General features: G+C 41.5%; 18 protein-coding genes and 2 pseudogenes. 7 read left to right on the top strand and 13 right to left on the bottom strand.

Annotated features, from left to right (window positions below; translation table 11 throughout):
• Window positions 1-33 precede the first annotated feature (33 nt).
• The 8 genes from C6H66_RS11170 to C6H66_RS11135 all read right to left on the bottom strand — a co-directional run bounded on the left by C6H66_RS11170 (window position 34) and on the right by C6H66_RS11135 (window position 11600).
• A complete protein-coding gene (locus C6H66_RS11170) occupies window positions 34-1257 on the bottom strand; it encodes an ABC transporter permease (protein ID WP_105395652.1) in 1224 nt (407 codons plus the stop codon).
• 2 nt (window positions 1258-1259) lie between these two features.
• Window positions 1260-1925, bottom strand: coding sequence for an ABC transporter ATP-binding protein (locus C6H66_RS11165; RefSeq protein ID WP_046394788.1), 666 nt, complete (start codon window positions 1923-1925; stop codon window positions 1260-1262).
• Window positions 1909-3075, bottom strand: coding sequence for an efflux RND transporter periplasmic adaptor subunit (locus C6H66_RS11160; RefSeq protein ID WP_236548179.1), 1167 nt, complete (start codon window positions 3073-3075; stop codon window positions 1909-1911). The genes C6H66_RS11165 and C6H66_RS11160 overlap by 17 nt, the downstream gene beginning before the upstream one ends.
• A 15-nt stretch (window positions 3076-3090) precedes the next feature.
• Window positions 3091-7482: a condensation domain-containing protein gene (locus tag C6H66_RS11155; protein ID WP_105395624.1), complete on the bottom strand. Its 4392-nt coding sequence runs from the start codon at window positions 7480-7482 to the stop codon at window positions 3091-3093.
• 17 nt (window positions 7483-7499) lie between these two features.
• On the bottom strand, window positions 7500-7994 hold the full coding sequence (locus C6H66_RS11150) for a hypothetical protein (protein ID WP_036779744.1): 495 nt from the start codon (window positions 7992-7994) through the stop codon (window positions 7500-7502).
• A complete protein-coding gene (locus tag C6H66_RS11145; RefSeq protein WP_040153484.1) occupies window positions 7991-9001 on the bottom strand; it encodes a hypothetical protein in 1011 nt (336 codons plus the stop codon). Before C6H66_RS11145 ends, C6H66_RS11150 begins: the two co-directional genes overlap by 4 nt.
• Window positions 9002-9526: 525 nt before the next feature.
• Window positions 9527-10531 carry a hypothetical protein gene (locus tag C6H66_RS11140; protein ID WP_046394786.1) on the bottom strand — a complete coding sequence of 335 codons (1005 nt, stop codon included), beginning with the start codon at window positions 10529-10531 and terminating at the stop codon, window positions 9527-9529.
• Between the two features lie 4 nt (window positions 10532-10535).
• Window positions 10536-11600: a radical SAM protein gene (locus C6H66_RS11135; protein ID WP_046394785.1), complete on the bottom strand. Its 1065-nt coding sequence runs from the start codon at window positions 11598-11600 to the stop codon at window positions 10536-10538.
• Between the two features lie 254 nt (window positions 11601-11854).
• Here C6H66_RS11135 and C6H66_RS11130 point away from each other — a divergent pair, with 254 nt between their 5' ends.
• The 5 genes and pseudogenes from C6H66_RS11130 to C6H66_RS11110 all read left to right on the top strand — a co-directional run bounded on the left by C6H66_RS11130 (window position 11855) and on the right by C6H66_RS11110 (window position 17577).
• Window positions 11855-13489, top strand: a complete 1635-nt coding sequence (locus C6H66_RS11130) for a (2,3-dihydroxybenzoyl)adenylate synthase (RefSeq protein ID WP_046394784.1) — start codon at window positions 11855-11857, stop codon at window positions 13487-13489.
• A 22-nt stretch (window positions 13490-13511) separates the two neighbouring features.
• Window positions 13512-14132 (top strand): annotated as a pseudogene (locus C6H66_RS11125) (isochorismatase family protein); the annotation flags it as partial.
• 70 nt (window positions 14133-14202) lie between these two features.
• Window positions 14203-14973: a 2,3-dihydro-2,3-dihydroxybenzoate dehydrogenase gene (gene dhbA, locus C6H66_RS11120; protein ID WP_046394783.1), complete on the top strand. Its 771-nt coding sequence runs from the start codon at window positions 14203-14205 to the stop codon at window positions 14971-14973.
• 97 nt (window positions 14974-15070) lie between these two features.
• Complete coding sequence (locus C6H66_RS11115; RefSeq protein ID WP_011146947.1) at window positions 15071-15523, top strand: DUF441 domain-containing protein; 453 nt, start codon at window positions 15071-15073, stop codon at window positions 15521-15523.
• A gap of 5 nt (window positions 15524-15528) precedes the next feature.
• Window positions 15529-17577, top strand: a complete 2049-nt coding sequence (locus C6H66_RS11110) for a tRNA(Met) cytidine acetyltransferase TmcA (RefSeq protein WP_105395623.1) — start codon at window positions 15529-15531, stop codon at window positions 17575-17577.
• On the opposite strand, the gene C6H66_RS11105 is transcribed toward C6H66_RS11110, so the two are convergent.
• The 5 genes and pseudogenes from C6H66_RS11105 to C6H66_RS11085 all read right to left on the bottom strand — a co-directional run bounded on the left by C6H66_RS11105 (window position 17528) and on the right by C6H66_RS11085 (window position 20764).
• Window positions 17528-17716 carry a YpfN family protein gene (locus C6H66_RS11105; protein WP_036779759.1) on the bottom strand — a complete coding sequence of 63 codons (189 nt, stop codon included), beginning with the start codon at window positions 17714-17716 and terminating at the stop codon, window positions 17528-17530. The genes C6H66_RS11110 and C6H66_RS11105 overlap by 50 nt on opposite strands.
• The gene (locus C6H66_RS11100) at window positions 17716-18378 is read right to left on the bottom strand and encodes a M15 family metallopeptidase (RefSeq protein WP_046394793.1); all 663 of its coding nucleotides are present in this window, start codon (window positions 18376-18378) and stop codon (window positions 17716-17718) included. The genes C6H66_RS11105 and C6H66_RS11100 overlap by 1 nt, the downstream gene beginning before the upstream one ends.
• Window positions 18379-18389: 11 nt before the next feature.
• Entirely contained in the window at window positions 18390-19517 is a 1128-nt protein-coding gene (gene dapE, locus C6H66_RS11095; protein ID WP_046394781.1) for a succinyl-diaminopimelate desuccinylase, read from the bottom strand.
• A gap of 1 nt (window position 19518) precedes the next feature.
• A pseudogene (locus C6H66_RS11090) lies at window positions 19519-19903 on the bottom strand (ArsC family reductase).
• A 225-nt stretch (window positions 19904-20128) separates the two neighbouring features.
• Window positions 20129-20764, bottom strand: coding sequence for a response regulator (locus tag C6H66_RS11085; RefSeq protein WP_011146941.1), 636 nt, complete (start codon window positions 20762-20764; stop codon window positions 20129-20131).
• 592 nt (window positions 20765-21356) lie between these two features.
• On the opposite strand from C6H66_RS11085, the gene maeB reads away from it, so the two are divergent.
• Both maeB and C6H66_RS11075 read left to right on the top strand, forming a co-directional pair.
• Window positions 21357-23636, top strand: a complete 2280-nt coding sequence (maeB, locus tag C6H66_RS11080) for an NADP-dependent oxaloacetate-decarboxylating malate dehydrogenase (RefSeq protein ID WP_105395621.1) — start codon at window positions 21357-21359, stop codon at window positions 23634-23636.
• A 98-nt stretch (window positions 23637-23734) separates the two neighbouring features.
• Window positions 23735-24613 (top strand): ChaN family lipoprotein, encoded by an 879-nt coding sequence (locus tag C6H66_RS11075; RefSeq protein WP_377312164.1) that lies wholly within the window; start codon window positions 23735-23737, stop codon window positions 24611-24613.
• Window positions 24614-24709: the final 96 nt, after the last annotated feature.

Here is a 24709-nt window from a genome sequence, read left to right as displayed (position 1 = left end):
GTATCTCCAAAAAGTTTTATGAAACGGAACAAGCTACAATTCTCTGATACCTTCGATTGGCGCTGATGCGGCTGCGCGATGTGATGGATATACACCAAACACTACGGTGATAAAGCAGGCTGCTAGGGAAGCGAGTAAAAAGGAATAGAAAGAGAAGCCAACCGCAATATCAAATAGTAATAAAATTCTGAAACCGATAAATGAGAATAACAATCCTAATAGTGCTCCCAATAATGAAATCAAAAATGCTTCGGTAAGAAATTGGTAAAAAATATCGGAATAACTTGCTCCTACGGCAAGCCGTATACCAATCTCTCTTCTACGTTCTCTGACACTAATGAGAATGGTATTCATGACACTGACACCCGCGACAAAGAGGGTTACTGATGATATTGACAACAGGAAAAGATTAATTTTTGATTGAGTTTCATGCAACGTTTTTAACAATTCCGTGGTATTACGTATTTCATAGCTTTGTTGATGTTTAAACCGTGATAATCGTTGTTCAACAGCGTATTTAACCGGCTCAATATGAGTGGCGTCTTTGGCTTTCAGCACCATGCCGCCAGGAGGCGTGTGGCCGAACAGCCGTACCAGATAGCTGTTGCCTGGCAAAAATGCGGCATCATCGACACCTGCATCCATGCCTTCGCCTTTCTGTGTCAAGATACCGATAACTTGCATTGAGATGTCATTGATCTTGATGCTCTGCTCAAATGCGGTTTCTTTTTGTGGAAAAAGTCGTTCGGCCAGAGATGCTCCCAAAACAACGACATTTGCCAGAGCCGCATCGTCTTGTGGTGTGTAAAAACGTCCACGCTCAATTACCAGATTACGGATAATCGCGATATCTGCATTGGCGCCAATCAATTGAACATCAGCAGAGCCTTGTGGAGAAACTATCGTTCCTGGCGCAGTGTAAAACAGGGTGCTGTGGCTGATATGTGGATTATTTGCAAGTGACGTTATATCCTCTTGCGTCAGATAATTATTATGGGAATCGAAAGCGCCGTTTTTTTGTCCCTTGTATTTTACTGAAATGATATTACTTCCCATTGAAGAAACCATCTTAACAATATGATGCTTGGTTTCTATACCAATTGCTTGCATGATCACAATCGAAGCTACCCCGATGGCAATGCATAATAGAGTCAAGAAGACTCGTGTTTTATGAGCGGTAAGAGAGCGTACCGCCATTTTGAGGTTGAACAGGATAACGGTTAAATAAGCATTGAATTTTAAGGTTATTTTACTCATGTTCATTGAGTCACCAAACAACCATTATCCAGATACAGCTTGCGTTTGGCATATTCGGCGACAGCTTGATCATGTGTTACCAGGATGATACCGCACCCATTATGATGTAATTCAGTAAAAAACTGCATGAGATTGGTCGCATTAGTGGTATCTAACGCGCCGGTAGGTTCATCGGCAATAATAAACTTTGGGTTGTTAATCAAAGCGCGAGCTACAGCAACCCGTTGCTGTTCTCCCCCTGACAAATGGCGTGGGTATTTATCTAATAGATTATTAAGTTGGAGGCGATCAATTAAGTAATGGAAATGTTCTCTGTCATAATCGAAGTTTCTTTTTAAGTAATACATGGGCATCAAGATATTTTCATCAATACGGTAGTTTTCCAGCAAATTATAATTCTGAAAGACAAAGCCAAAATATTTTCGCCGTAGAAGCGCCAATGAGTGAATCTTTTGCTGAGTCACCGCGAGATCGTTAATAAGATATTCTCCCGCACTGGCGATATCCAAAAGCCCTATTATATTCAATAAAGTACTTTTCCCTGAGCCAGAGCGACCAAGAATAGCAACATAATCATTCTGGTCTATGGTTAAGCAAATATCTTTCAGGACAAGATGTTGTTTACTCTCATTGCCGTAGGTTTTGCAGATATTATTTAGCGTTATCATTGTTACTACCCCCAAGATTATCTTGTTTAGCAAGTACAACGATTTGCTCATTATTCTGCAATCCACTGACAACGACTGAACGTCTTCCGTCGTTATGGCCGATCAGCAATTTTCTTACTACGATGTTTCCATCTTTCATCTCACGTAAAAAATAGGTAGTTAGATCATCGTTCAAAGGTTGATGCCGTTTATTATTCAGTATGTCGCTGGATATAGTCACTACTCCGGTGCTTTCGTGGGTCACAATAGTGACATCCGCACTCATACTGGGTTTGAGCATGAAATTATCATTAGGGACATCAAATAGCACCGTATAATAAACGGCATTATTAATGAGATCGGGTTTATACATAATTTTCTTAACATTGCCGTGCCATATATGCTGATTTGCCCCATAGATCTTGAAAGAAGCTTTTTGCCCCGTCACGATTTGGTTAATATCTGCTTCGGAAACTTTTGCATAAACCGTCATGTTTTTGAGGTCGGCAATTTGCATGAGAACTGGTGTTTGTTGATTGACATTCAGCGTTTGCCCCGGATCGACATGAATTGCGGTCACTACGCCGGCAATGGGTGAATAGATTTGGGTATAACTGAGACTGACTTCTTCACTATGCAAAATATGTTCATTCTGCCTGATATCTGCCTTGAGGCTTTCAATTCTTGCCTGGCTTTTTTTGACGCCAAAAGCAGCCTCATCCAGCAGTTGTTGGCTGGTTGCGGAGCGCAGGTTAAGCTCTCTTTGGCGTTTTTCCGTGATGGCCAGAAGTTGATAGGCGTATTGTTCCTCCTGCAACATAGCCCGCAATTTTTCTAGCCGCGCTCGGCTGGCCTCAACTTTAGTACGATAAAAAGTATCATCAATGCTGGCGACCAGTTTACCTGCTTCAACGATATCCCCGACCTCAACATATAACTTGGTTAGCTGGCCTGAGATTTGGCTACCAACATTGACCTGTCTGGTTGGTTGTATAACACCGGCGGCACTCACCGTAGTAATAACGTCACCTAATGTTCCGGTGACAATTTGTTCTGCCATAACCGCAGATGTCTCTTTTTGGCGAAAGTTGTTATAAAGCACGGCAAGAAAAACGATCATGACGATGGTGATAACAACCCATTTCTTTTTTTTAACCAGCACAATCAGCATCCATTTTAATACTTGTTATCGTTCCGTATCGCCAGGCATCAGGTCATGCTGAGTGCCCATGCAATCCAATAAATCAATCAAAAATAGCCCCATATCACTGATGATATCTTCTGAGAAAATATCATCATCGTAGAGCCATTCCAGCCCTATTCCGGTTGGCAAATTGATCAGTTCGAGCGCAATATCTCCTTTAGGTTTGAGTCCCTTGATTTTTTCCTTGGTGCAGTGGGTTTCACCAAGATATAAACTGGTTTCAAATCCTATTTGAGAAGAAAAATAGTAGGTAATTTCCGGCAATTGCATACCGTGGTGGTGATGAAGGTGTTGTTTTAAATACGCTAGTGAGATATTGGAATGAGTATTCGCGTCTGCCAGAAAATCGCGGACATACCGGGATACGTTAATCAGCGAAGTTTCCGCAGTAACGTAGGGCAGCAGTAGTGTTGTCGCGAAGCTACCAACACTGTCAAACGATATGGGAGGAACGCGGTTGGCGCAAGGAATACCGACGATAATCTCATCTTTATTGAGTAATGAATTAATGGTCATCAGAAATGCGCCAATCACAATATGTTCCAGAGTCACCGCATATTTTTTTTGCGTGCTGGATAGCGCGGTAATTAATTGAGGAGATAACGGCATTGAATAACGTCGGCCCCGGCTCCTCTGATGAGCTTCTGATGTATCATTGCGCTGTCCGACAGCCGAAAGTACATTGAATAATTTTTCTGTCCAAAAATTTAATGTTTCATCCGACATGCGCTGATTGATGACATTAATACCTGTTTTCGTAGCGGCTTCAATTTTTGGTACATTATCGGCGTAAGCGGAAGATAATTTTTGCAGCACATGAGTAATCGACATGCCGTCACAAAATGCATGGTGGAAATTTAATAAAAGGTAGTGTTCATGCTCTGCTATTTTTAATAATTTAAAATATACCGGTGGATTATCTTGCAATGCCATCGGCTTGAATGCCATATCATTTAATATTTTGCGTAATGAAATCTCAATATTGATGCCGGTAGCATGAGTTAAATCAATATATTCGAAAGGCAGATTCTCTTCGGCAGCAGGTGAGAAGGTTAAAGAGAGTTGCCCATCTGTTATGGTGACTCGTTGGCAGAGGGCAGGAAAATATTGCATGATATACAGCAAAGCGTAACGTAATTTCGTTAAATCAATCTCGCCGGTCAGATGATAATATAGCGGGATATTATGAGCGCCGGATCGATTAGAGATAGTATCGATAATCCAATAATATTGGTCGTGTTGCTCTGTCAGGCAAGTGCTATTTTTATCGGTTAAAACCGGTATTTGCCCTTGTTGAATGATAGATTGTAATAGATAACCTACTCTTGGGGCGTGATAGAAATCTTCCAAGTGGAGAGAACAATTAAAGCGTTGCTGGATCTTATTAATTAACAATAATGCTTTAAGAGAAGTGCCGCCTGCGTCAAAGAAATTAGTCTCTTCATTAATAACGCTATCACTATCGCCAAAAACTTCCCGCCATAAAGTAAAAAATATTTCTCGTTTTTCCCCTTTAATCTGCGAAATATTGTCTTCTTTATTCAACTCCGACACTGAAGCAACATCGTTGGATGCTGCTAATTCGACAATAAAAGGTACCTGCAATTTTGGATAACATCCACGCAAGAATGAGACGATTTCGTGACGCGTGATTGAGTAGGAACCATCAGGTATAAATATATTAATATATTGGTACCCAGTTTCATTTTCTTTTATCGTTAAATGAATGTCATCAATATTAATTGCCGTTGTAAGTAATCTTTGCATTTCATCCAGATCAACACGTTTCCCGTCAATTTTACGCTCTTTATCCAGGCGGCCAATGAAATTTAAATTCCCTTGGTTATCGTAAAATCCACGGTCTCCAGTTAAATAATAGATTTCTCCATCGTTCAACTGTAAGAATTTACGTAAAGTTGACTGATTATCGTTAATATATCCGGTACAGATAGAATCGCCGCGAATGCATATTTCTCCATTACTGCCACTAATGATCTTATCAGTTCCATATTCCCGAATAACGATAGTGCTATTTGCTAGTGCTTTACCAATGATATTGCCGGGTTGAAATTTATCATCTATGTTGTGACAGCTAGCTACAACGCAACATTCTGTTGGGCCGTAAGAATTAATCAGGGAAATACCATATCCTACTTTTTCCAACCAATGATGAATGGCTTTATCCATTGCCAGATCGCCACCGATAATTGTCATTCTAATCGAAGGTGCGAGTTCTTTAATGGCTGCATGTAGGAAAAAGACAATTTGATGCCAATAATTGGTAGGAAAGTTAACTATAGTGACTGATTGTGCGTGGCAAAATGAAAATAGTGTCTCCAGTTCAACGATCATATTATCGTTAGCAATCGCTAATGTAGCGCCTTGATAAAAACAGCCAAACACCTCTTCAATATAAGCATCAAAAACCGGGGTGCTGAAATTGAGAATAACGTCATCTTGTTTAATACCATACTGCGCTGTCATCGCAGCTAAATAGGCATAAAGCCCCTTAAACGTTATTGGTACTGCTTTCGGTACGCCAGTGGTGCCTGAGGTAAAAAAGATATAGGCTTCGTCTTCTTGAGTCGCGGGACGTTTTATATCATTCCCCAGGAATATTTCAGAAGGGCGGGTCTCTATATCTTCAATAAAGAGAAAGTGCGTATTATTAATACCGTTTACTTTTTCATGATAGCGTCTGGCAGTAATTAATAAAGAAACATTCAGGCCATCTAATATGCTGTTAATTTCCTTTTGACTGAATGTCATATTGATTGGCACAAAACATAATCCCGCAGTATGGATTGATAATATAGATAATAATGACTCTATCCCTCTGGGTAATAATACAGCTACCCTTCGGTTTTGTAGCGGGCAGGATAGTAGTAGTTGGCTGAAAGTTAATAATTTGTGGTAAAGTTCGTGGTAATTGAGGTGATACACACTGCTTATTTCTGCTTGATCCCCATAAATGACGGATTTTTTATCCGGCGATATTTCAACGATTTGTGCTATTCTGGCAAGAATATTCTCTTTGAACGGCTGATAAGCGACAATATTTTCTGGATTCCATAGGATAGAGGTAATATTATCCATTGGTTCAATTTCTTTATATTTTTTCCAATATGTCTCGACCGTTTCATTAATATTTTCTGCAATAATGCTATAAATACGTAAATAATCGTCGATCAGAACATCAGCGGCAAAATGACTGTACAATCGGCTCCCCACATCCAATTCAACTAATGCTGATTTCTCATTAGGAGAAAATCGGATGTTAATACCATAATTATTGACTGCGCCGGAAGTCATACAACCGCGAATAGCGCGATTATCTTTCATAAGATCATGTTCAAGCTCATGCAGCAGATTAACATAAGGAGCGGCAGTGAATTGATCTGCTCGACTGATTGCTTCATCGTTTAAATCGTTTATATCAATACGGCTATGCTTGCTATGCAGACTCATTTGCGACTGCATTGCTACAAGGATCTGTTTTATTGTTGCCTGCGGAGTCAAAGAAACCATCAGAGGTAACGTGTTCATTGCCGGGCGATAATAGCGGTATTCTCCTTTATCGCGTCGATTAGAGAAAGGTAAATTGATGATACTTGTTGATAAGCGACCTCGTTTGTTCATTTGCAGACATAAAGCCAGTATCATCATTAATTTATCATTAAAGGTAAAACTACCGTTATTTACGGTGAGTGACCGGCTTACTTTAATTGCTTTTGAAGGAAATAGGCGTTTACGGGCGTAATCCTCTAATTTAGGTAGTTGGTTGAGATAATTATTCCAATACTCTTTGTTGTTGGCATAATGCGCGTTTGCTTTATATTTAACATCGTTAAGATAAGCTTGATAGGTAAAAACAGGTGCTGATGTTGGGTGGAATGTTTGCCGTTCATAGCAAGACAAAACATCGTGAATCAACTGACCTATGCCCCAATAATCTGTGGCGATATGGTGAGCGATGATTCCCCAAAAACAGCACCCAACATCATTAAAGTAAAGATAATGCTTTATCGTCACCCCTTTTTCAGGCGCTAGCGGTTGAGCTGTTCTCTTTGCAAAATCAGCTTTTGCCGCTGGTTCTACTGCTGGATCTGACAGTTTTATTGGTATAACTTCGACCGGCGTAGCGCTTTTTTCCTGAAAAATATTGTGTTCGGCAATACGGTAACGTAAGGAAAAACCATCATTGAATTGATGAATGGTAATAATGGCCTGCTTCAATTTTGCCAGGCTAATATTATCACTGAAGCTGACGAATTCACCGACATTGAAGACAGATTTATCGTCAGCAACAGTATTAGCGATAGCTAAGCGGAGCTGTGTATAATTCAACGGCCAATGATTGTCACGGTATTCCATTATTTTGTGGCTCCACGCTATATTTTATCTTGCAACTCGCCTTTTATTTTTTCAAAAATAGATTCATCTATGCATAACCCAATATTACCTTCTGAGTTAAAGCAAATCAGAGGGCGTTTGCTTACACGTAGAATGAAATATTTATTTTTTCCCTTGTGATAGTATCCAGACGAATAATGGATGATATGTATACCATTACTGCGACTAAAATCTTCCAGGGAAACGCCTTCTTCCCGGCGCAATGAGGAGATAACCCATTCGTGTGAATATACCCCGGACTTCATCAATAATTTTTCTTCCTTGACCACGGCTTTATTTGATAACAGTTGATAGCCTACAAATAAGGCAATGATGACAAAGAGAGTCGTCGCGATACTTGCCGCCAGCTTATTGGGATTATTGTTACTGAGCCAGTATGGTACAGGCAGAAAAACTAAAGCGATCAGGACGAGCATAGCGACATTCATTAATATGACTTTGAAGTCTGGATTTAATCCCACGATATTATTCATGCTGCTGCCATTCCTAAAGATAATTCGGTAAAGAGATGAATCACTTCTTTGCGTTCTTCACGTGTTGCGGGCAGATTGATATAACCACACTTTTGCGCTGCAAACAGGCAAGCGGTGATCTCCCTTCTGACAGCTTCTTTGACCAGTGTATCGACCATTTCTTGGTTGTTATAGAGTCTGGCAAGATGAAGAGAAGCCGTGCCGGTTGAAAGGTCGCTATGATCAATTTTGGGTAAATAATTTGCCATACATACAGTAACCGCTGTTTGTACCGCCAGGCTTAAGTAGGCTACTACGTTAACTGCCGCCGCCGCATTCACTGCTGCGACAACTCGGGTGCCGACAGCCACGTTGACCGCAGCGACGACATTGGCCCCTACCGCAAGGCGAGCAATCTCAATACTGGTGTCATCTTCACGGTTTAAGGGTTCCAGAATTTCTTTCAGCCGGATAAGAGGGGGACTGTTTGTATCTTGGAGCTGATAGGATTCTATGTTTTCTTTAAAATGTGCGAACAGGCTGGCATCTTGATTGAGATGGTGATTGATTCGGCTTCTCAGACTTGAGCCTCTTTCGTTTAAACCATAGGTTTTTAGGTGGGAAAAGAGGGCTTCATAGTCGTTGGTTTTTACCGCATTCATTAAGTCTTTATCATAAGTAATGAATAGCAGTAATTCTTCCGCGGAACCGGGGCTAACGATATCTTTGTCTATGCCAAATTCAGCCAACACTTTTTCCGGTGACTCCCGGTATTCTAATGCCAAATTGGGCTGCTGCTGTAGGGTTTCCCAGAATCGGTTATAGGTGATGATCTCTTCCCAAACTTCAACCGGAAGTTTGGCGTTTGACATTGACAACCTTAGCTTATTTTCTTCAACCTCTCCCGGAGAGAGTAATGAGCGTGGCACGCCAAAGAGGCGGTTACTATCAGTGCGAGCGTTAACGGTGGGTATAACACTGCCAATAGCTGCGCCGGCAGCCACGCCAATAAATGTACGTCTTTTCATAATTCATTCCTTTATAAGTTAACGGAATTCTTTTTTTATTGAGCGTTATATAAGATAAGATGTAACCTTTCCTTATTAAGTTTCTTCATTACTGAAATAATTATCTAATTGATATTTCTTACCTGCGATATTCATTGTGAGTATATATTATGATTACCATAACAGGATTTGGGTATCGTTCCTGATACTCAATGGAAAAATATTCAATAGGAAAACATGGAATAATTTACCCTCCGTTAAGTTAAAGGTCAGACGATACTAACTATTGGCTGGATGGTGACATTTTGCAATAGGTTAGTGGATTAAATTTATATTTTGAGCGTTTAGACTAAACATATTTTTTGACAAAAGGCACTTATTTAGAGTCCGATCACAAAATAGTAAATAAAAATATTCCTAAAGAAGAATAAGACCTTTCCTTGATTACCACCTCATTCAATAAAAATTTCCTAGCCGAAAAAGAGTTATTTTGCCGATATTCGTTAGTAATAACGTTAAAGTTTCGATTCAATCTTGTTGTATTTTTCATGTTGTCATCGTTTTTAAGGACAATTCAGTAAGAAGCTGCATGACTTCTTTGCGCTCTTCACGGGTCGTTGGCAAATTAATATAACCACATTTTTGTGCGGCAAACAGACAAGCAGTGATTTCTCTCTCGATTGTTTCTTTGACCAGTGTATCTACCATTTCTTGGTTATTATAGATTCTGGCAAGATGAATGGAGGCAGTATTGGCGGAAATCTCATTATAATTAATTTGAGGCTGATACTGCGCCACGCATTTTCCAGAGACCGAGACCGCTGTCAATATCAGGACATGTGCTATCACACTGGTTGTTGTTGATACATTGACGGTAGTAGAGGTGTGTGCGGTAACTACGGCCGCCATGTTAATGGTGGCTACGACACTTGCTCCTACCGCAAGATTAGTATCGTCTCCGTTGTTCAAAGGCTCCAAAATTTCTTTTAACCTGAGAAGAGGGGGAATATCTGACTCTTTGAACTTATCTGGTGCAATGTGTTCTTTAAAATGCGCGATCAGATTGGCATCTTGATTAAGGTAGTGATTAATTCGGCTTCTCAGGCTTGATTTCCTTCTATTTAAGCCGTAGCTCTTTAGCCGGGAAAATAATTCTTCATAGTCGTTGGTTTTTACCGCATGCATTAACTCTTTGTCATAAGTGATGAATAACAGTAATTCCTCTGCGGAACCGGGGCTAACAATCTCTTTATCTATACCAAATTCATCCAACACTTTTTCCGGTGATTCTCGATATGATAATGCCAAAGCCGGTTGCTGTTTTATCGTTTCCCAAAATCGGTTGTAGGTAATAAGCTCTTCCCAAACTTCAATGGGGAGTTTGGCGTTTGACATTGATAGCCTTAGCCTATTTTCTTCGACTTCTCCCGGAGAAAGTAGTGAACGTGGTACGCCGAAGAGACGGTTACTGTCAGAACGGGCGTTAACAGTGGGTATGATACTGCCAACGGCGGCTCCCGCCGCTACGCCAATAAATGTACGTCGTTTCATCAAGTTATTCCTCAGTTAAGTTAACGGCATTTTTCTCTGCTGAGTAGTAGATGAGATCCAGTCTTTCTTTAGCATTAAATTTCTTCATCACGGGAATGATTTCTTTGTGATAATTATCTAACAGATTCCGGCGTGTTCCTTCGTCTTTATGCAAATGAGCACAGGCTTGGCAGGGATGAACGATTTTTTCCAGATTAATGTTGCTATCCAGTGGGCGATATTTTTTTAGGATCTTGTATGGTCCTTCTGTCCTTAACCATACTTTCATAAAGTCTTCTTCCTGACCTTTAAAAAGTTGAGATACATCGCCTCCTTGCAAACGACCAAGTTTCATTTCGGGAATATGCTCTAATGTCAGCCCGCAACAAGCGGAAATTTCACCGTGTGGTGTTAGTACAATATTTTCAAAGACCTGATCGCACCCTTTTGCCAATTGCTGATCCCGGTTTGGCACATCTTTTCGTTCTTCACTGGTGTCATAGAACGGCATCCAGGTATTTCGTTGTAAATTAATCTTGTTTTGTTCTTTCAGGCGTTTAATGACCGGGTTCTGTGTGATTTGCGTTGCAATGGCAGAATCAGCGGTGTCCTGTTCTACTGTAATCAGTGTTGTAATGTTTTGTTCGGCCAATGCTTCTGCTGCTGCAACTACGCTGTCAAGAGGAATCCATTCACTGTGATCTTTCCCGGTGCTGATGTTCATTTCTGTGATGCCGGCATTGAGTAAATCTTGGGCGATTTTTTTCGCTTTCTCTCTATTTTTCCCCCAATAACCATTAGTCACGCAACGGGTTAATAAGCCATGATCTGAGGCAAAACGAATAGCTTCAATCAGATCTTTACCCAGTAGGAAACATTCACCACCACTGAAAACGACGAGCTTTAGCCCCGGAAAATTCGCTTTTGAGTGTGTAATAAATTGTTTGATTTCATCCAGGCTTAAACGTGCTTTTACCGAGGGATTACATTCAAAACAACATTCTTTGCAAGCTGCATTGCAAGTATATGTTGTGATCACAGTGGCAGTATTCGGATATTGCTCCCAATACCCGGGAGGAAAGCATGACATAATTTACCCCTTTTAAATTAAAGGTTATACGCTACTAACTATTAGCAGTATGAGTTTATTTTGCAATATATTTAGTCATATAAATTTGTATTTTGAGCGCTTGCGCTAAGTATGACTTGTTACGAAATGTATTTATTTAGAGGCGGCTCACAAAATAAGGATCGAAATATTTCTGGTTAAGGATAAAGTAAATATGTATAAACAGTAGTTGACGATTGTTTAAGGTGTTGAATATTATTGTAAGGAATAAAATTATGTCTATTGAATTTACACATTGGCCGGTTGAATTAGCAGAGCATTATCGTGAAAAGGGTTATTGGCTTGGTAAACCCTTAACTGACATACTTTATAAACAGTGTCAGATACAACCTGAAGCTATTGCTATTATCTGTGGTGATCGTAAATTTAGTTATCATCAACTTGATCAACAATCCTCTGCATTAGCCACAAATCTCACTTTAGCGGGAATAAAGCGAGGTGATACTGCTATCGTACAATTACCAAATATAGCTGAATTTTATATTACGTTTTTTGCGCTCCTGAAAATGGGGGTGGTGCCTATTAATGCATTGTTTAGCCATAATAAATTGGAGTTACTTGCTTATGCACAGCAAATTGATCCAAGTTTGATTGTACTTTCATCAGAACATTCACTTTTGCAGAATAATCATTTCCTGGAGCAATTAAAAATAGATTGTCCACGGCTCAGAAATATCGTCGTTGATGGTCGGAAAATACAATATAGCAATGAATTGTATACCAATGAATTAAAGCCGTGGTTAGAGCCAACAAATTTACCTTTGAATTTTGAGACGACACGTTCAGATGAGGTCGCTTTTTTTCAACTTTCAGGTGGGAGTACAGGAACACCTAAATTAATTCCAAGGACGCATGACGATTACTATTATAGCGTTAGACGCAGTGTTGAAATTTGTGAGTTGACACAACAAACCCGTTATCTTTGTGCTTTGCCGGCGCAACATAATTATCCGTTGAGTTCTCCGGGAGCACTCGGCGTATTTTACGCTGGCGGTTGTGTCATATTAGCGACAGATCCTGGGCCTACGACCTGTTTTCCACTAATACGTGAACATCAAGTCACAATGACCTCACTGGTGCCATCGGCTGTTGCATTATGGATTCAGGCGATTAGGAAATACGAATATTCACTGGAAAGTCTTCAACTATTACAAGTCAGTGGAGCAAAGTTAAGTGAAAGTGTGGCGCGAGTGATACCGAAACTTTTTTCATGTAAGTTGCAACAGATTTTTGGTATGGCCGAAGGGTTAGTATGTTATACCCGGCTTAATGACGATGATGAACGTATATTTACCACTCAGGGGCGTCCAATGAGTGAAGATGATGAGGTGCGTATCGTTGATGATAACGGCAATATACAAGCGCCGGGTTCAACGGGTATGTTAATCGTTCGTGGGCCATATACATTCCGGGGATATTATAAAAGCCCGGAGCACAATTCGAAAGTATTCGACAAAGAAGGTTTTTATTATTGCGGTGATTTAGCTTATATGACTAAAGAGGGTTATGTATGTATTATCGGTCGTGAGAAAGATCAAATTAATCGCGGCGGTGAAAAAATTGCTGCGGAAGAAATTGAATCTTTGCTACTCAAACATGAAGGTGTTATCCATAGTGCTTTAGTTGCGATGCCTGATCCTTTATTGGGGGAAAAAAGTTGTGCTTTTATCGTGGCGGCTGATCCGAATATAACCGGGTTGCAACTGCGGAAATATTTAAGGGGGTTAGGAATTGCTGAGTATAAATTGCCTGATCGCTTTGAGATGATTGATGTTATGCCTGTTACACCGGTTGGCAAGATTAATAAACTATTATTAAGAAAACTCATTCGAGATAAATTAGAAAATTAATTAATGACATGGAGGTATTGAGATGACCATTCCATCATTGAAAAATTATAGGCTACCTCAGCCGGAAGATTTTCCAGGCAATAAAGCCTCCTGGTTATTCGAACCCCATAAGGCAATTTTACTTATTCATGATATGCAGGACTATTTCTTGCAATTTTTCGGTAATAATAGCCCTTTAGTGAATAAATTAATTGAAAATATTCATTTTTTGAAACTATTTTGTAAAGAAAAAGAGATCCCCATTATATATACAGCACAACCTAAAGTACAAAGTGAGGAAGAGCGCGCGTTACTTAATGATATATGGGGAGCCGGCTTGAATAGATCACCCAATTTACAGAATATTAACCGTGATTTGGCCCCTGATAACGATGATATTGTGATAGTTAAGTGGCGTTATAGTGCATTTCAACGTTCTTCGTTGGAAAAAAATATAAAAGAGTTAGGGAGAGATCAATTAATTATTTGCGGAGTGTACGGACATATTGGTTGCATGATTACTGCGGTTGATGCATTCATGAGAGATATAAAGCCTTTTTTAGTGGGTGATGCGATAGCGGATTTTACGCTTGAAGATCACCTTATGGCTTTAAAATATGTTGCTGAAAAATCAGGCATGGTTATGAGTACTAAAGAAATAATTTCATCAGTAAATTTCGATAAATCGGATTTATAAAAAATGTGTAATAAATCGCTATCAAAGAAGAAATAATATGAAAAATAAACAAAATTTACAGATGGATTTTAGCCATAAAACCGTCTGGGTAACGGGAGCGGCACGTGGCATTGGTGAACAAATTGCCCGTGATTTTACCGCGCTTGGTGCTAACGTAATAGGTTTCGATCGCGTATTTGAGCAAGATGATTTGCCTTATCAATGTATACAACTCGATATTAGTGATCCAGAAAAGGTCGAAATGATTTGTTCCCAACAACTGTCTATCTCAGCCAAATTAGATATTTTGGTTAATGCTGCCGGTATATTGCAATTGGGAAATATTGATGAGCTAAATATTAGTGACTGGTATCGTTGTATTAATGTCAATGCTTCTGGGGCTTTTTATCTATTGCGTGCCGTGGTTCCCCATTTTAAATGTCAGCGCAGTGGCGCTATTATCAGCATCAGCTCTAATGCGGCACATGTTCCACGTGTGCGAATGGCGGCTTATTGTGCATCAAAATCAGCACTGGCAAGTTTAACGCATTGTGTTGGGTTAGAACTCGCGCCGTTTGGTGTACGTTGTAATGTTGTATCGCCGGGTTCGACGGATACGCCTATGCAGCGTTCCATGTGGAAAACCGATGATGATGAAAAAAATATGATTAACGGGTATCCTGAGCAATATAAATTGGGTATTCCCCTTGGTAAGATTGCAAGCGTTAATGAAATTTCACATACCGTACTCTTCTTGTCTTCTGATTTGGCAAGCCATATAACGCTACAGGATATTGTGGTTGATGGTGGTGCGACGTTAGCTTGTTAATTGTTTGAATCAATACGAAAATACCCGTTGTTTCTGTAATATAAGGAAAAATTGCCCTAGCCTAATAGGATTAGGCTGTTGTAGGGTATTGAAATCTATGAGTCATCTCGATCCTACTTTACTGGTGCTGCTAGTGTTGGCAGCACTGGGCATCATCAGCCACAACATGACCGTCACTCTTGCAATGCTGCTCTTGCTGGTTATTCGCATAACGCCACTAAATCATTTTTTCCCGTGGGTGGAAAAATATGGGTTGACTATTGGTGTACTTATTTTGACTGTGGGAGTAATGGCGCCTATCGCCAGTGGAAAAATTACGGTACAGGCTGTCCTCAACTCGTTTATGAATTGGAAATCGTTACTTGCGATAGTGATAGGTGTATTAGTGTCATGGTTAGGTAGTCGGGGTGTTTCACTCATGTCTAATCAACCATCGACAGTTGCGGGTTTGTTGGTCGGGACGGTATTAGGCGTTGCCCTGTTTAAAGGTGTTCCTGTGGGGCCGCTGATTGCCGCGGGGATTTTGTCATTGTTGATTGGTAAATCATAGCCGTTATGTTGTCAGAATTGAGTGTGATACAGGCGGAAATGCAGCAGCAAGGGTTTCGTCGTTTGCTGGTATTGAGTGGAGATTATCATTGGTGCTATTTACAGGCTAATGAGTTACAGCAGAGATTTACTGGTGATTGGTTATGGATCTCTCATCGTAAACAGAATGCTGTGTTGCCAGAAAAGGCGGTCAGTTTATTAGGTCAGGAATATCTACACGGAATATTTGACGCTACCGAAGGTTTTAATGCGGAAGCTCTGGCGATATTAGCAGGCACATTGAAAGCTGGGAGTTGGTTGGTGATGATGGTTCCATCTTGGCGCCAATGGCGTTATCAACCAGATAAGGATAGCGCGCGTTGGAACGAACAGTTAGATGCTATTCCAACGCCGAATTTTGTTCAGCATATTCAGCAGCAAATTGTTAGCGATTCCCAAGTTTTGCTCTGGCGGCAAAATGATCCCTTATGCATTCCTGAATTTCCACAGTACAGCGCGTGGCAACTGCCTGATGGCAACCCAACTGTCAGCCAACATGCCATTTTGGTTCGACTTTTGCGGGCAAATCGGGGGGTATGGGTCATTACTGCGCCAAGAGGGCGAGGTAAATCGACACTTGCTGGTATGTTAATGCAGCAATGGCAGGGAAATTGCTGGTTAACCGCACCGGCGAAGGCGACAACCGAAGTTATCAGGTGCTATGCGGGGGACAAGGGAAAATTCTGGGCCGTAGATAGTTTGCTCAAATATTGTAGACAAAATAGCGTATCAGATATTGATTGGTTGCTTATTGATGAAGCCGCTGCCATTCCAATGCCGCAATTATCTGAGTTGATCAGCTATTTTCCCCGAATATTATTGACCACAACGGTACAAGGATATGAAGGTACCGGGCGCGGATTTTTACTTAAATTTTGTGTTGGGGTCCCTGATAGCCATATTCTGAATCTAACGGCTCCTGTGCGTTGGGCAGAAAATGATCCACTGGAAAACTGGTTGGAAAACGCTTTACTGTTTGAGGATGCCATTCCTGCCAATAATTCTGATCAGGCGATCAGTTATCAAGTCTATCATCAGCAACAATGGATTAAACAGCCTGAATTATTGAGGCAGTTTTACGGCATATTAACCAGCGCTCACTACAAAACTTCACCTTTGGATTTACGGCGTTTACTTGATGCCAAAGGGATGCAATTTGTTGCCGCTCTTAGAAATAATGCCTTGATGGGGGCTTTATGGATGGTTGAAGAAGGTGGGTTGTCGCTTGAATTAGCCCATGAAATATGGGCAGGCAGGCGTCGTCCAAGGGGAAATCTGGTTGCGCAATCGTTAGCTGCCCATAGCGGTTTACCACAGGCGGCGGTGTTGAAATCTCAACGCATCAGCCGGGTTGCTGTACAGGCTAATAATCGCAGACAGGGTATTGCTCAGGGAATGATCGCGTATCAACGGGAAAGGGCAGAAAAACAAGGCGTGGATTTTATTTCTGTCAGCTTTGGTTATACCTCGGAGCTATGGGCATTGTGGCAGAAATGTGGCTTCCAATTAGCGCGAATGGGAACTCATCTGGAAGCCAGCAGCGGTTGTTATACGGCAATGGCTATTTTTCCCCTGAGTGAACAGGGAATTGTTCTGGGGATTCAAGCTCAGCAACAGCTTGCCCGTGACGCACATTGGCTAGAATCCCAGATTGGATTTAGCTTGCCTGTTGATTACCAGACTGACCATCATCTTAATCGGCATGATTGGCAGGAACTATCAGGTTTTGCATTTGCTCACCGGCCACTTTCCGCTTCATTGCCAGCCGTGCAACGATTGTTGCTGAACAGTGATTTGCCGTTGATTGCGCTGAGAAATCATCTCCAGCAGGAAATGAGTGTTGAGCAATGTGTCTCTGTATTGAGGTTGAGTGGTTACAAAGCATTAGTGCAACTCTGGCGGCGAGAAACCGCACAGGCGTTGTTAAGTCTTGATGAGAAACTTGCCAGAGACTGGCAAGAGTGGACTACGGCTTTTTCTGTGGCCAATCATCTTCATCATCCCACTTGTTATTGAGATCCCGATGAGGAGGCAGTTCCGGTTTGTTGTCCAGAAATTTTTTCACATCCAGGCGACGTAACTCTTTAATGGCATTGAGAAGAACGCCAACCAATAAAATTAAAATAATCCACCAGTAATCAGCTAACCATTGCATTAGGTTATCTCCTGCTCAACGTGGAGGTAATTTTCAAATATATAAGGTAAGTTAGCAGATAACCAGTCAATGCCTGCGATGTCATGCTGTTGCCATACATCCAGTAATATTTGTGGAGTCAGCAATTTTTCCAATTGCTTGGCTAATGGTTGGTAGCTGATATGCCACGGTTCATAAGCGATGCCGCTATTGTGACCGACAAAGGGACGGTAAAAACCGAAATGGGCCATATTCTCGGTTAACCAGTGAGTTAATGGTTCGAAATAACCGCCATTTTCATATTCCCAAGGCTCAAGTAATAACTTCTGGTTATCCGGTAGCATTGTTGGATCATAAATATCCAGCTCTGTTCCCCAGTGATGGCGGCTACCACCGGGCAAGGCGGACCAACGAAGAATTGCCTTACAGCGTTCTCCTTCTGATAACTGGGTGATATCCATTGGTTGGCTGTTTTCATCCAACACCGGGCGTTCACCACGAAATTTTCCATTCCAGATAGCTTGCTGACGCTGAAAATCACGGAACGTGCTGGCAGGTTGCAGATTAATGCCAGCCTTTTTAGCGGCTTGTTGCATGGCAAGAAAAGCATTGGCGGCTTCTGGTTGTAATCGGTGATTGCTGGAGAGAGAAATCAAGTGACCAGTAGCCAAGCCGGTTAACATATTTGCTGTGATCACTGGATTAGCTGCTCCATAACGCGTTGATAAATCCGGCTGAGTTGTTGCAGATCGGCGGCGCTAACAGACTCATTAACTTTATGAATTGTTGAATTGAGTGGTCCCAGTTCGACAACTTGAGCACCCATCTGAGCAATAAATCGCCCATCTGATGTACCACCACTGGTAGATAATTCAGGTTGATAGCCGCAATATTGGTCTATTGCCTGTATGACAGCATTGACTAATTCACCTTTGGCCGTCAGAAAGGGCTGGCCTGCCAGTATCCACTCAATTGTATAATTCAGGTTATGATTTTTTAGGATAGTTTCAACTTGTTCACGAATTTGGCTATCAGTCAGTTCTGTACTGAAACGGAAATTGAATTGAACTTGCGCATTCCCAGGGATCACATTATGGCTGCCTGTTCCTGCGTGAATATTGGCAATTTGCATACTGGTCGCCGGGAAAAATTCGTTTCCTTCATCCCAGTGTGTATTGACCAGTGTCTGTAAAGCAGGAAGGACACGGTGGATTGGGTTATCAGCTAAATGCGGATAGGCAACGTGGCCTTGAATACCGTGGACGGTGAGATTCGCAGTAAGGGAACCGCGACGGCCATTTTTCACCATATCGCCAAGGCGATGCTGGCTAGAAGGCTCGCCGATCAGGCAATAATCTAATCGTTCATTGCGGGACATCAACGCTTCAACCACTTTAACGGTGCCGTGGGTGGCTTTTGCTTCCTCGTCTGAAGTAATAAGAAAGGCCAGACGACCATTATGGTGGGGGTGGGCGGCAATAAAACGTTCAGCAGCGACAATCATAGCCGCTAATGAGCCTTTCATATCTGCCGCTCCCCGGCCATATAACATGCCATTGCGGATAGTTGGCTCAAATGGGGGATATTCCCATTGAGATTCATCGCCCGCCGGGACGACATCAGTGTGTCCGGCAAAGGCTAACGTCGGGCCTGCGCCGCGATAGGCCCAAAAGTTGTTCGTATCGCCAAAGGGCATCCGTTCAACGGTAAAGCCAATTGCTTGCAAGTGGGCGATCATAATATCTTGGCAACCTCTATCGTCCGGGCTGACAGAGGGTTGCTTGATGAGTTGTTGTGCAAGTTCAATTACAGGACAAGTCATTTCAGAGTGCCTCAGCAAAAAATTGCTGATATTCATCCACTTTATAGCCTAATAGGCAATCACCTTTTGCAGAAATTAATAGTGGACGTTTGATAATAGCGGGTTGTTCCAACATCAACGCTTTTGCCGCGTCAGCATTATTAATTGTCGCTCGTTGTTGATCGGTCAGTTTACGCCAAGTTGTACCGCGGGTGTTAATCAATGATTCCCAACCAAGTTTGTCAATAAATGACTGCAAAAGTGTTGCGCTTAATCCATCAACACGATAGTCATGAAACAGGTAAGTAATTTTCTGCTCTTCCAGCCAACGACGGGCTTTTTTTTATCGTGTCACAATTCTTAATCCCATAGAGAGTAAAAGCGGGTTGAGAAGATTTATCCAACATCATTTAACAGATCCTTAAAGAAAATTTAAATACCTAAACATAATGCTGGAAAATGCTAGTTTTATCCAGATGATATCCTGATTTTTATTACCGGAGATACCAAAGCAGGAGACTCAATTTTGTTGGCTGGTTTCATAGGAGGTATTTGCTGCATAACATTTGCTACATAACGACGATAAGAGCCGATCCTCGGTAATAAGCTCAAGGATCGGTTCGGGAGAAGTATTAGGCTACTCCATTTTTCCTATGTTGCAAATACATGATTGTTGCAGCCAGGCGGGAACGTACATTCAGTTTTTTTAACAAGTTTCTGATGTGTACCTTCACGGTCTCTTCAGAAATAAATAAGACATCAGCAACTTCCTTATTAGTCATGCCACTGGAAACTTCTTTTAATACATCTAACTCACGTTTAGTCAATTCAGATAAAGGATCAACATGTTTATGACGGTTAGCGAGATGTTGGTATATTTTTTCGCTAAATACAGTTTGTCCACGAGCAGCGTGGCGAATACTGCTTAATAACGAATCTAAATCGCTATCTTTAAGTAAGTAGCCATTGGCTCCAGCGTCAATAGCTGCGTAAACATCATTTCGATCATCTGAAACGGATAATACCAGTACATAGGAATTGATCCCTTTTCTACGGATAGATTTAATTGTGTCCACGCCTGAAAGACCATTCATATTGAGATCTATCATAATGACATCAGGTTTCAGCTTGCATGCAATATTTATTGCTTCTTCACCATTGTCAGCTTCTGCTGTCACGGTAAGCGCTCGATCGAGCTCTACAATCTGTTTCAAGCCATGGCGAATGAGAGGGTGGTCATCAACTATCATCACTGAATGGTTATACATTTTCCTTCTCCCTTAATAAGTAAAGCCACGAAATGCAGACTTTGAATTTGATTAAAAGGCAGTAATGAATGGGTCTGCCATAAATTAAATTGCTATGAAAAAATTTTACCAAAACCGATTGATTTACAGAATTGATAGCTCTGTAAGTCCAGAAAGCACATCCTGATATAAAAATATAAATAGCGCAAATTAGTTTGATAAGTAAAAAAAGAAGATGAGTAATTTTCACAAAAAACACATAACTTCCTGACTTAAAATGATGTTAAAAATCAATAAATTAAATTTGTGATTATTAGATTTGTTTTCTTTTATAAAATTTATTTTAATTGAATTTATATTGAGAGTTTTTTTATGTGATAATTATTTTCGTTATTATAATTTTAGTGATATTGTATGAATGATAATGTTTCTCTCTTTATTTTCCTATATAAAGTAGGGTCGTTAGTAGATAACTTGGGTAGTGTTTTTTATGAGCAAATAAAGTGCTACTTTATTGATAAGGCGCTGTCAATGTTATGATTTGACACACAGTACCTATTATACTGCTCCCGCCCTTACTCCAGATTGTAGATTGTATATAAAGGATCCGACGATGGATGAAAAATTAAAACAGAGTGCATTGGATTTTCACCAGTTTCCACAACCAGGGAAAATCACGATTACTCCGACTAAGCCCCTGACAACTCAGCGAGATTTAGCCTTAGCTTATTCACCAGGTGTTGCCGCGCCTTGCCTGGAAATTGCAGAAGATCCATTAGCGGCTTATAAATATACGGCGCGTGGCAATCTTGTGGCCGTGATATCTAATGGTAGTGCGGTCTTAGGATTGGGGAATATTGGCGCACTGGCAGGTAAGCCAGTGATGGAAGGAAAAGGTGTACTGTTTAAAAAATTCTCAGGTATTGATGTATTTGATATTGAAGTCGATGAGTCTGATCCTGATAAATTGATTGATATCATTGCGGCGCTGGAGCCGACATTTGGGGGAATTAACCTCGAAGATATTAAAGCACCGGAGTGTTTCTATATTGAGAAAAAACTCCGGGAAAAAATGAACATTCCGGTATTCCATGATGACCAGCATGGCACAGCGATAATTTGTACCGCTGCTGTTTTGAATGGCTTGCGGATTATGAAAAAAGAGATTTCAGCGGTTCGCTTAGTTGTTTCTGGTGCCGGTGCTGCCTCAATTGCCTGTATGAACTTACTGGTTGCGCTTGGGTTGCAACGCAAAAATATTGTGGTATGCGACTCTAAAGGGGTGATTTATCGCGGTCGCGATAAAAATATGGAAGAGACTAAAGCTGCTTATGCGATTGAAGACAATGGCAGCCGCACATTAGCTGATGTTATCCCAGATGCGGATATTTTCCTCGGATGTTCCGGCCCTGGCGTGTTGACTCAGGACATGGTGAAAACGATGGCCAAAGATCCACTCATCATGGCATTAGCAAACCCTGAACCGGAAATTTTGCCGCCATTGGCGAAACAAGTTCGCCCTGATGCCATCATTTGTACCGGCCGTTCTGATTATCCGAATCAGGTTAATAATGTGCTCTGTTTCCCGTTTATTTTCCGTGGCGCGCTGGATGTTGGCGCAACAACCATTAACGAGGAGATGAAGCTTGCTTGTGTTCATGCGATTGCTGATTTAGCGCTGGCGGAACAGAGCGAAGAAGTGGCTTCCGCTTATGATGATCAGGATCTGTTTTTTGGTCCTGAATATATTATTCCTAAACCATTTGATCCACGCCTGATTGTGAAAATTGCCCCAGCAGTTGCCAAAGCCGCAATGGATTCTGGCGTGGCAACCCGTCCGATTAAAGACTTTGGCGCATATATTGAGAAGCTAAATGAGTTTGTCTATAAAACAAACTTGTTTATGAAACCTATTTTTTCTCAGGCTAAGAAAGCGAAAAAGCGTATCGTTTTGGCCGAAGGAGAGGAAGTACGTGTATTGCATGCGACTCAGGAATTGATCTCTCTTGGGCTGGCTTACCCAATTCTAATTGGTCGCCCTAGTGTTATCGAAATGCGTATTCAGAAACTGGGATTGCATATTGAAGCGGGTAAAGACTTTGAAGTCGTTAATAATGAGAATGATCCGCGCTTCAAAAAATACTGGCAGGAATACCATAATATTATGAAACGTCGAGGTGTTTCTGCTGAACAAGCTCGCCGGGCGGTTATCGGTAATCCAACCCTGATTGGGGCGATTATGGTGCTGCGTGGTGAAGCTGATGGTCTGATTTGTGGTACCGTTGGCAGTTACAGTGAACATTACGAGGTTGTGAGAAACGTATTTGGTTTCCGTGATGGGGTTCATACTGCCGGTGCAATGAATGCACTGATGTTGCCAAGCGGTAATACTTTTATTGCGGATACTTATGTCAATAATGATCCAACGCCTGAGCAATTGGCCGAGATTACCCTTATGGCGGCAGAAACTATCCGCCGTTTCGGTATCGAACCAAAAGTTGCGCTGCTTTCTCATTCAAGTTTTGGTTCCACTGATTGCCTCTCAGCACGGAAAATGCGTCAGACGCTGGAGTTGGTGAATAAAATGTCGCCTTCACTTGAAATTGATGGTGAAATGCACGGTGATGCTGCATTGGTTGAAAGTATTCGCCGTGACATCATGCCAGATAGCCCATTGAAAGGGGCTGCCAATCTGTTAATTATGCCGAATATGGAATCTGCCCGTATCAGTTATAACTTGCTACGTGTCACCAGTTCTGAAGGCGTTACCGTTGGTCCAGTTCTGATGGGGGTTTCCAAACCGGTACACATTCTGACGCCAATTTCTTCTGTACGCCGTATCGTCAATATGGTCGCTCTGGCGGCAGTTGAAGCGCAAACTCATCCGCTGTAACACCTACTGCCCCTGTTTCCTGTACGAGCAGGGGCTGTTTGTTGTAAACGATTCTTATCATCTATATGATGCGCAAAACATTAATATGGATAATGGACATGATAAAATTTCTCACGACTGTAAAATCTTTTCTGATTATCTGTGGTTTACTGATCTTATCTGGATGTGTATCTGTACAACAAAAACCAACTCTCCAAACGCTTTCACCGGAACTAACTCAGCAAGGGGCTATTATCGATCTTAAAACAGGTCACGCCCTGACCCCTGATGAATTGCTCAATCGATTGGCGCCACATCAGCGGATAGTAGTGGGTGAAAAACATGATAATCCATATCATCATCAGATAGAGCTTTGGCTGGTTCAGCAACTTCCGCTCAAAAGAGAACAGGGTTCGGTTCTGTTAGAGATGATTAACCCTGATCAGCAGCAAAAAGTGAATAAAGTTAAGAGTTGGTTGCAAACTAAGCCTATTGTACGTGAAAGCCGTATAAAAGAGCTTCTTACATGGCGAGAGGGGTGGCCGTGGGAGTTGTATGGCGGATTGGTCATGGAGCTGATATCTCAGCCTTATCCGTTGCTGTCTGCAAACTTGGATCGCAGTGAAATTAAAGCGGCTTACAGTAACCCTCCGCTCCTCCAGGGGAATATTTCTGTTGCTGAAAATGTTAAAGCGCAGATTAAAGCGGTGATTGAAGATGTCCACGGTGGTGAAATAACGGAACAACAGTTATCTGCCATGACAACTATTCAGCAAATGCGGGATCGCAGAATGGCGGAACAGTTACTTAAAGCGCCGGTTCCCGCCACATTGATTGCGGGTGGATACCATGCAACGAAAGTAATGGGTGTTCCTCTGCATGTTAAAGAGCTATCGCCCCAAGAGGATCTTGTTGTGTTGATCATCGCTGAGAAAAGCAATGTACTGGATGACCAATATGCTGATTATGTCTGGTATACACCAGTAAAGAAACCATAGATATTTTAAACAAATATCCCCGTTATCTTTCAAGTTGTCTCTTTGTTGGCTGCACTCGCTCACCCCGGTCACATAGTTAGCTATGCTCCCGGGGAT

This window comes from Photorhabdus hindustanensis, from assembly GCF_002968995.1.
GTDB classification, from domain to species: domain Bacteria; phylum Pseudomonadota; class Gammaproteobacteria; order Enterobacterales; family Enterobacteriaceae; genus Photorhabdus; species Photorhabdus akhurstii.
Note: the sequence above shows the minus strand (reverse complement) of the source record. Positions and strands in the feature narration are given on the sequence as shown.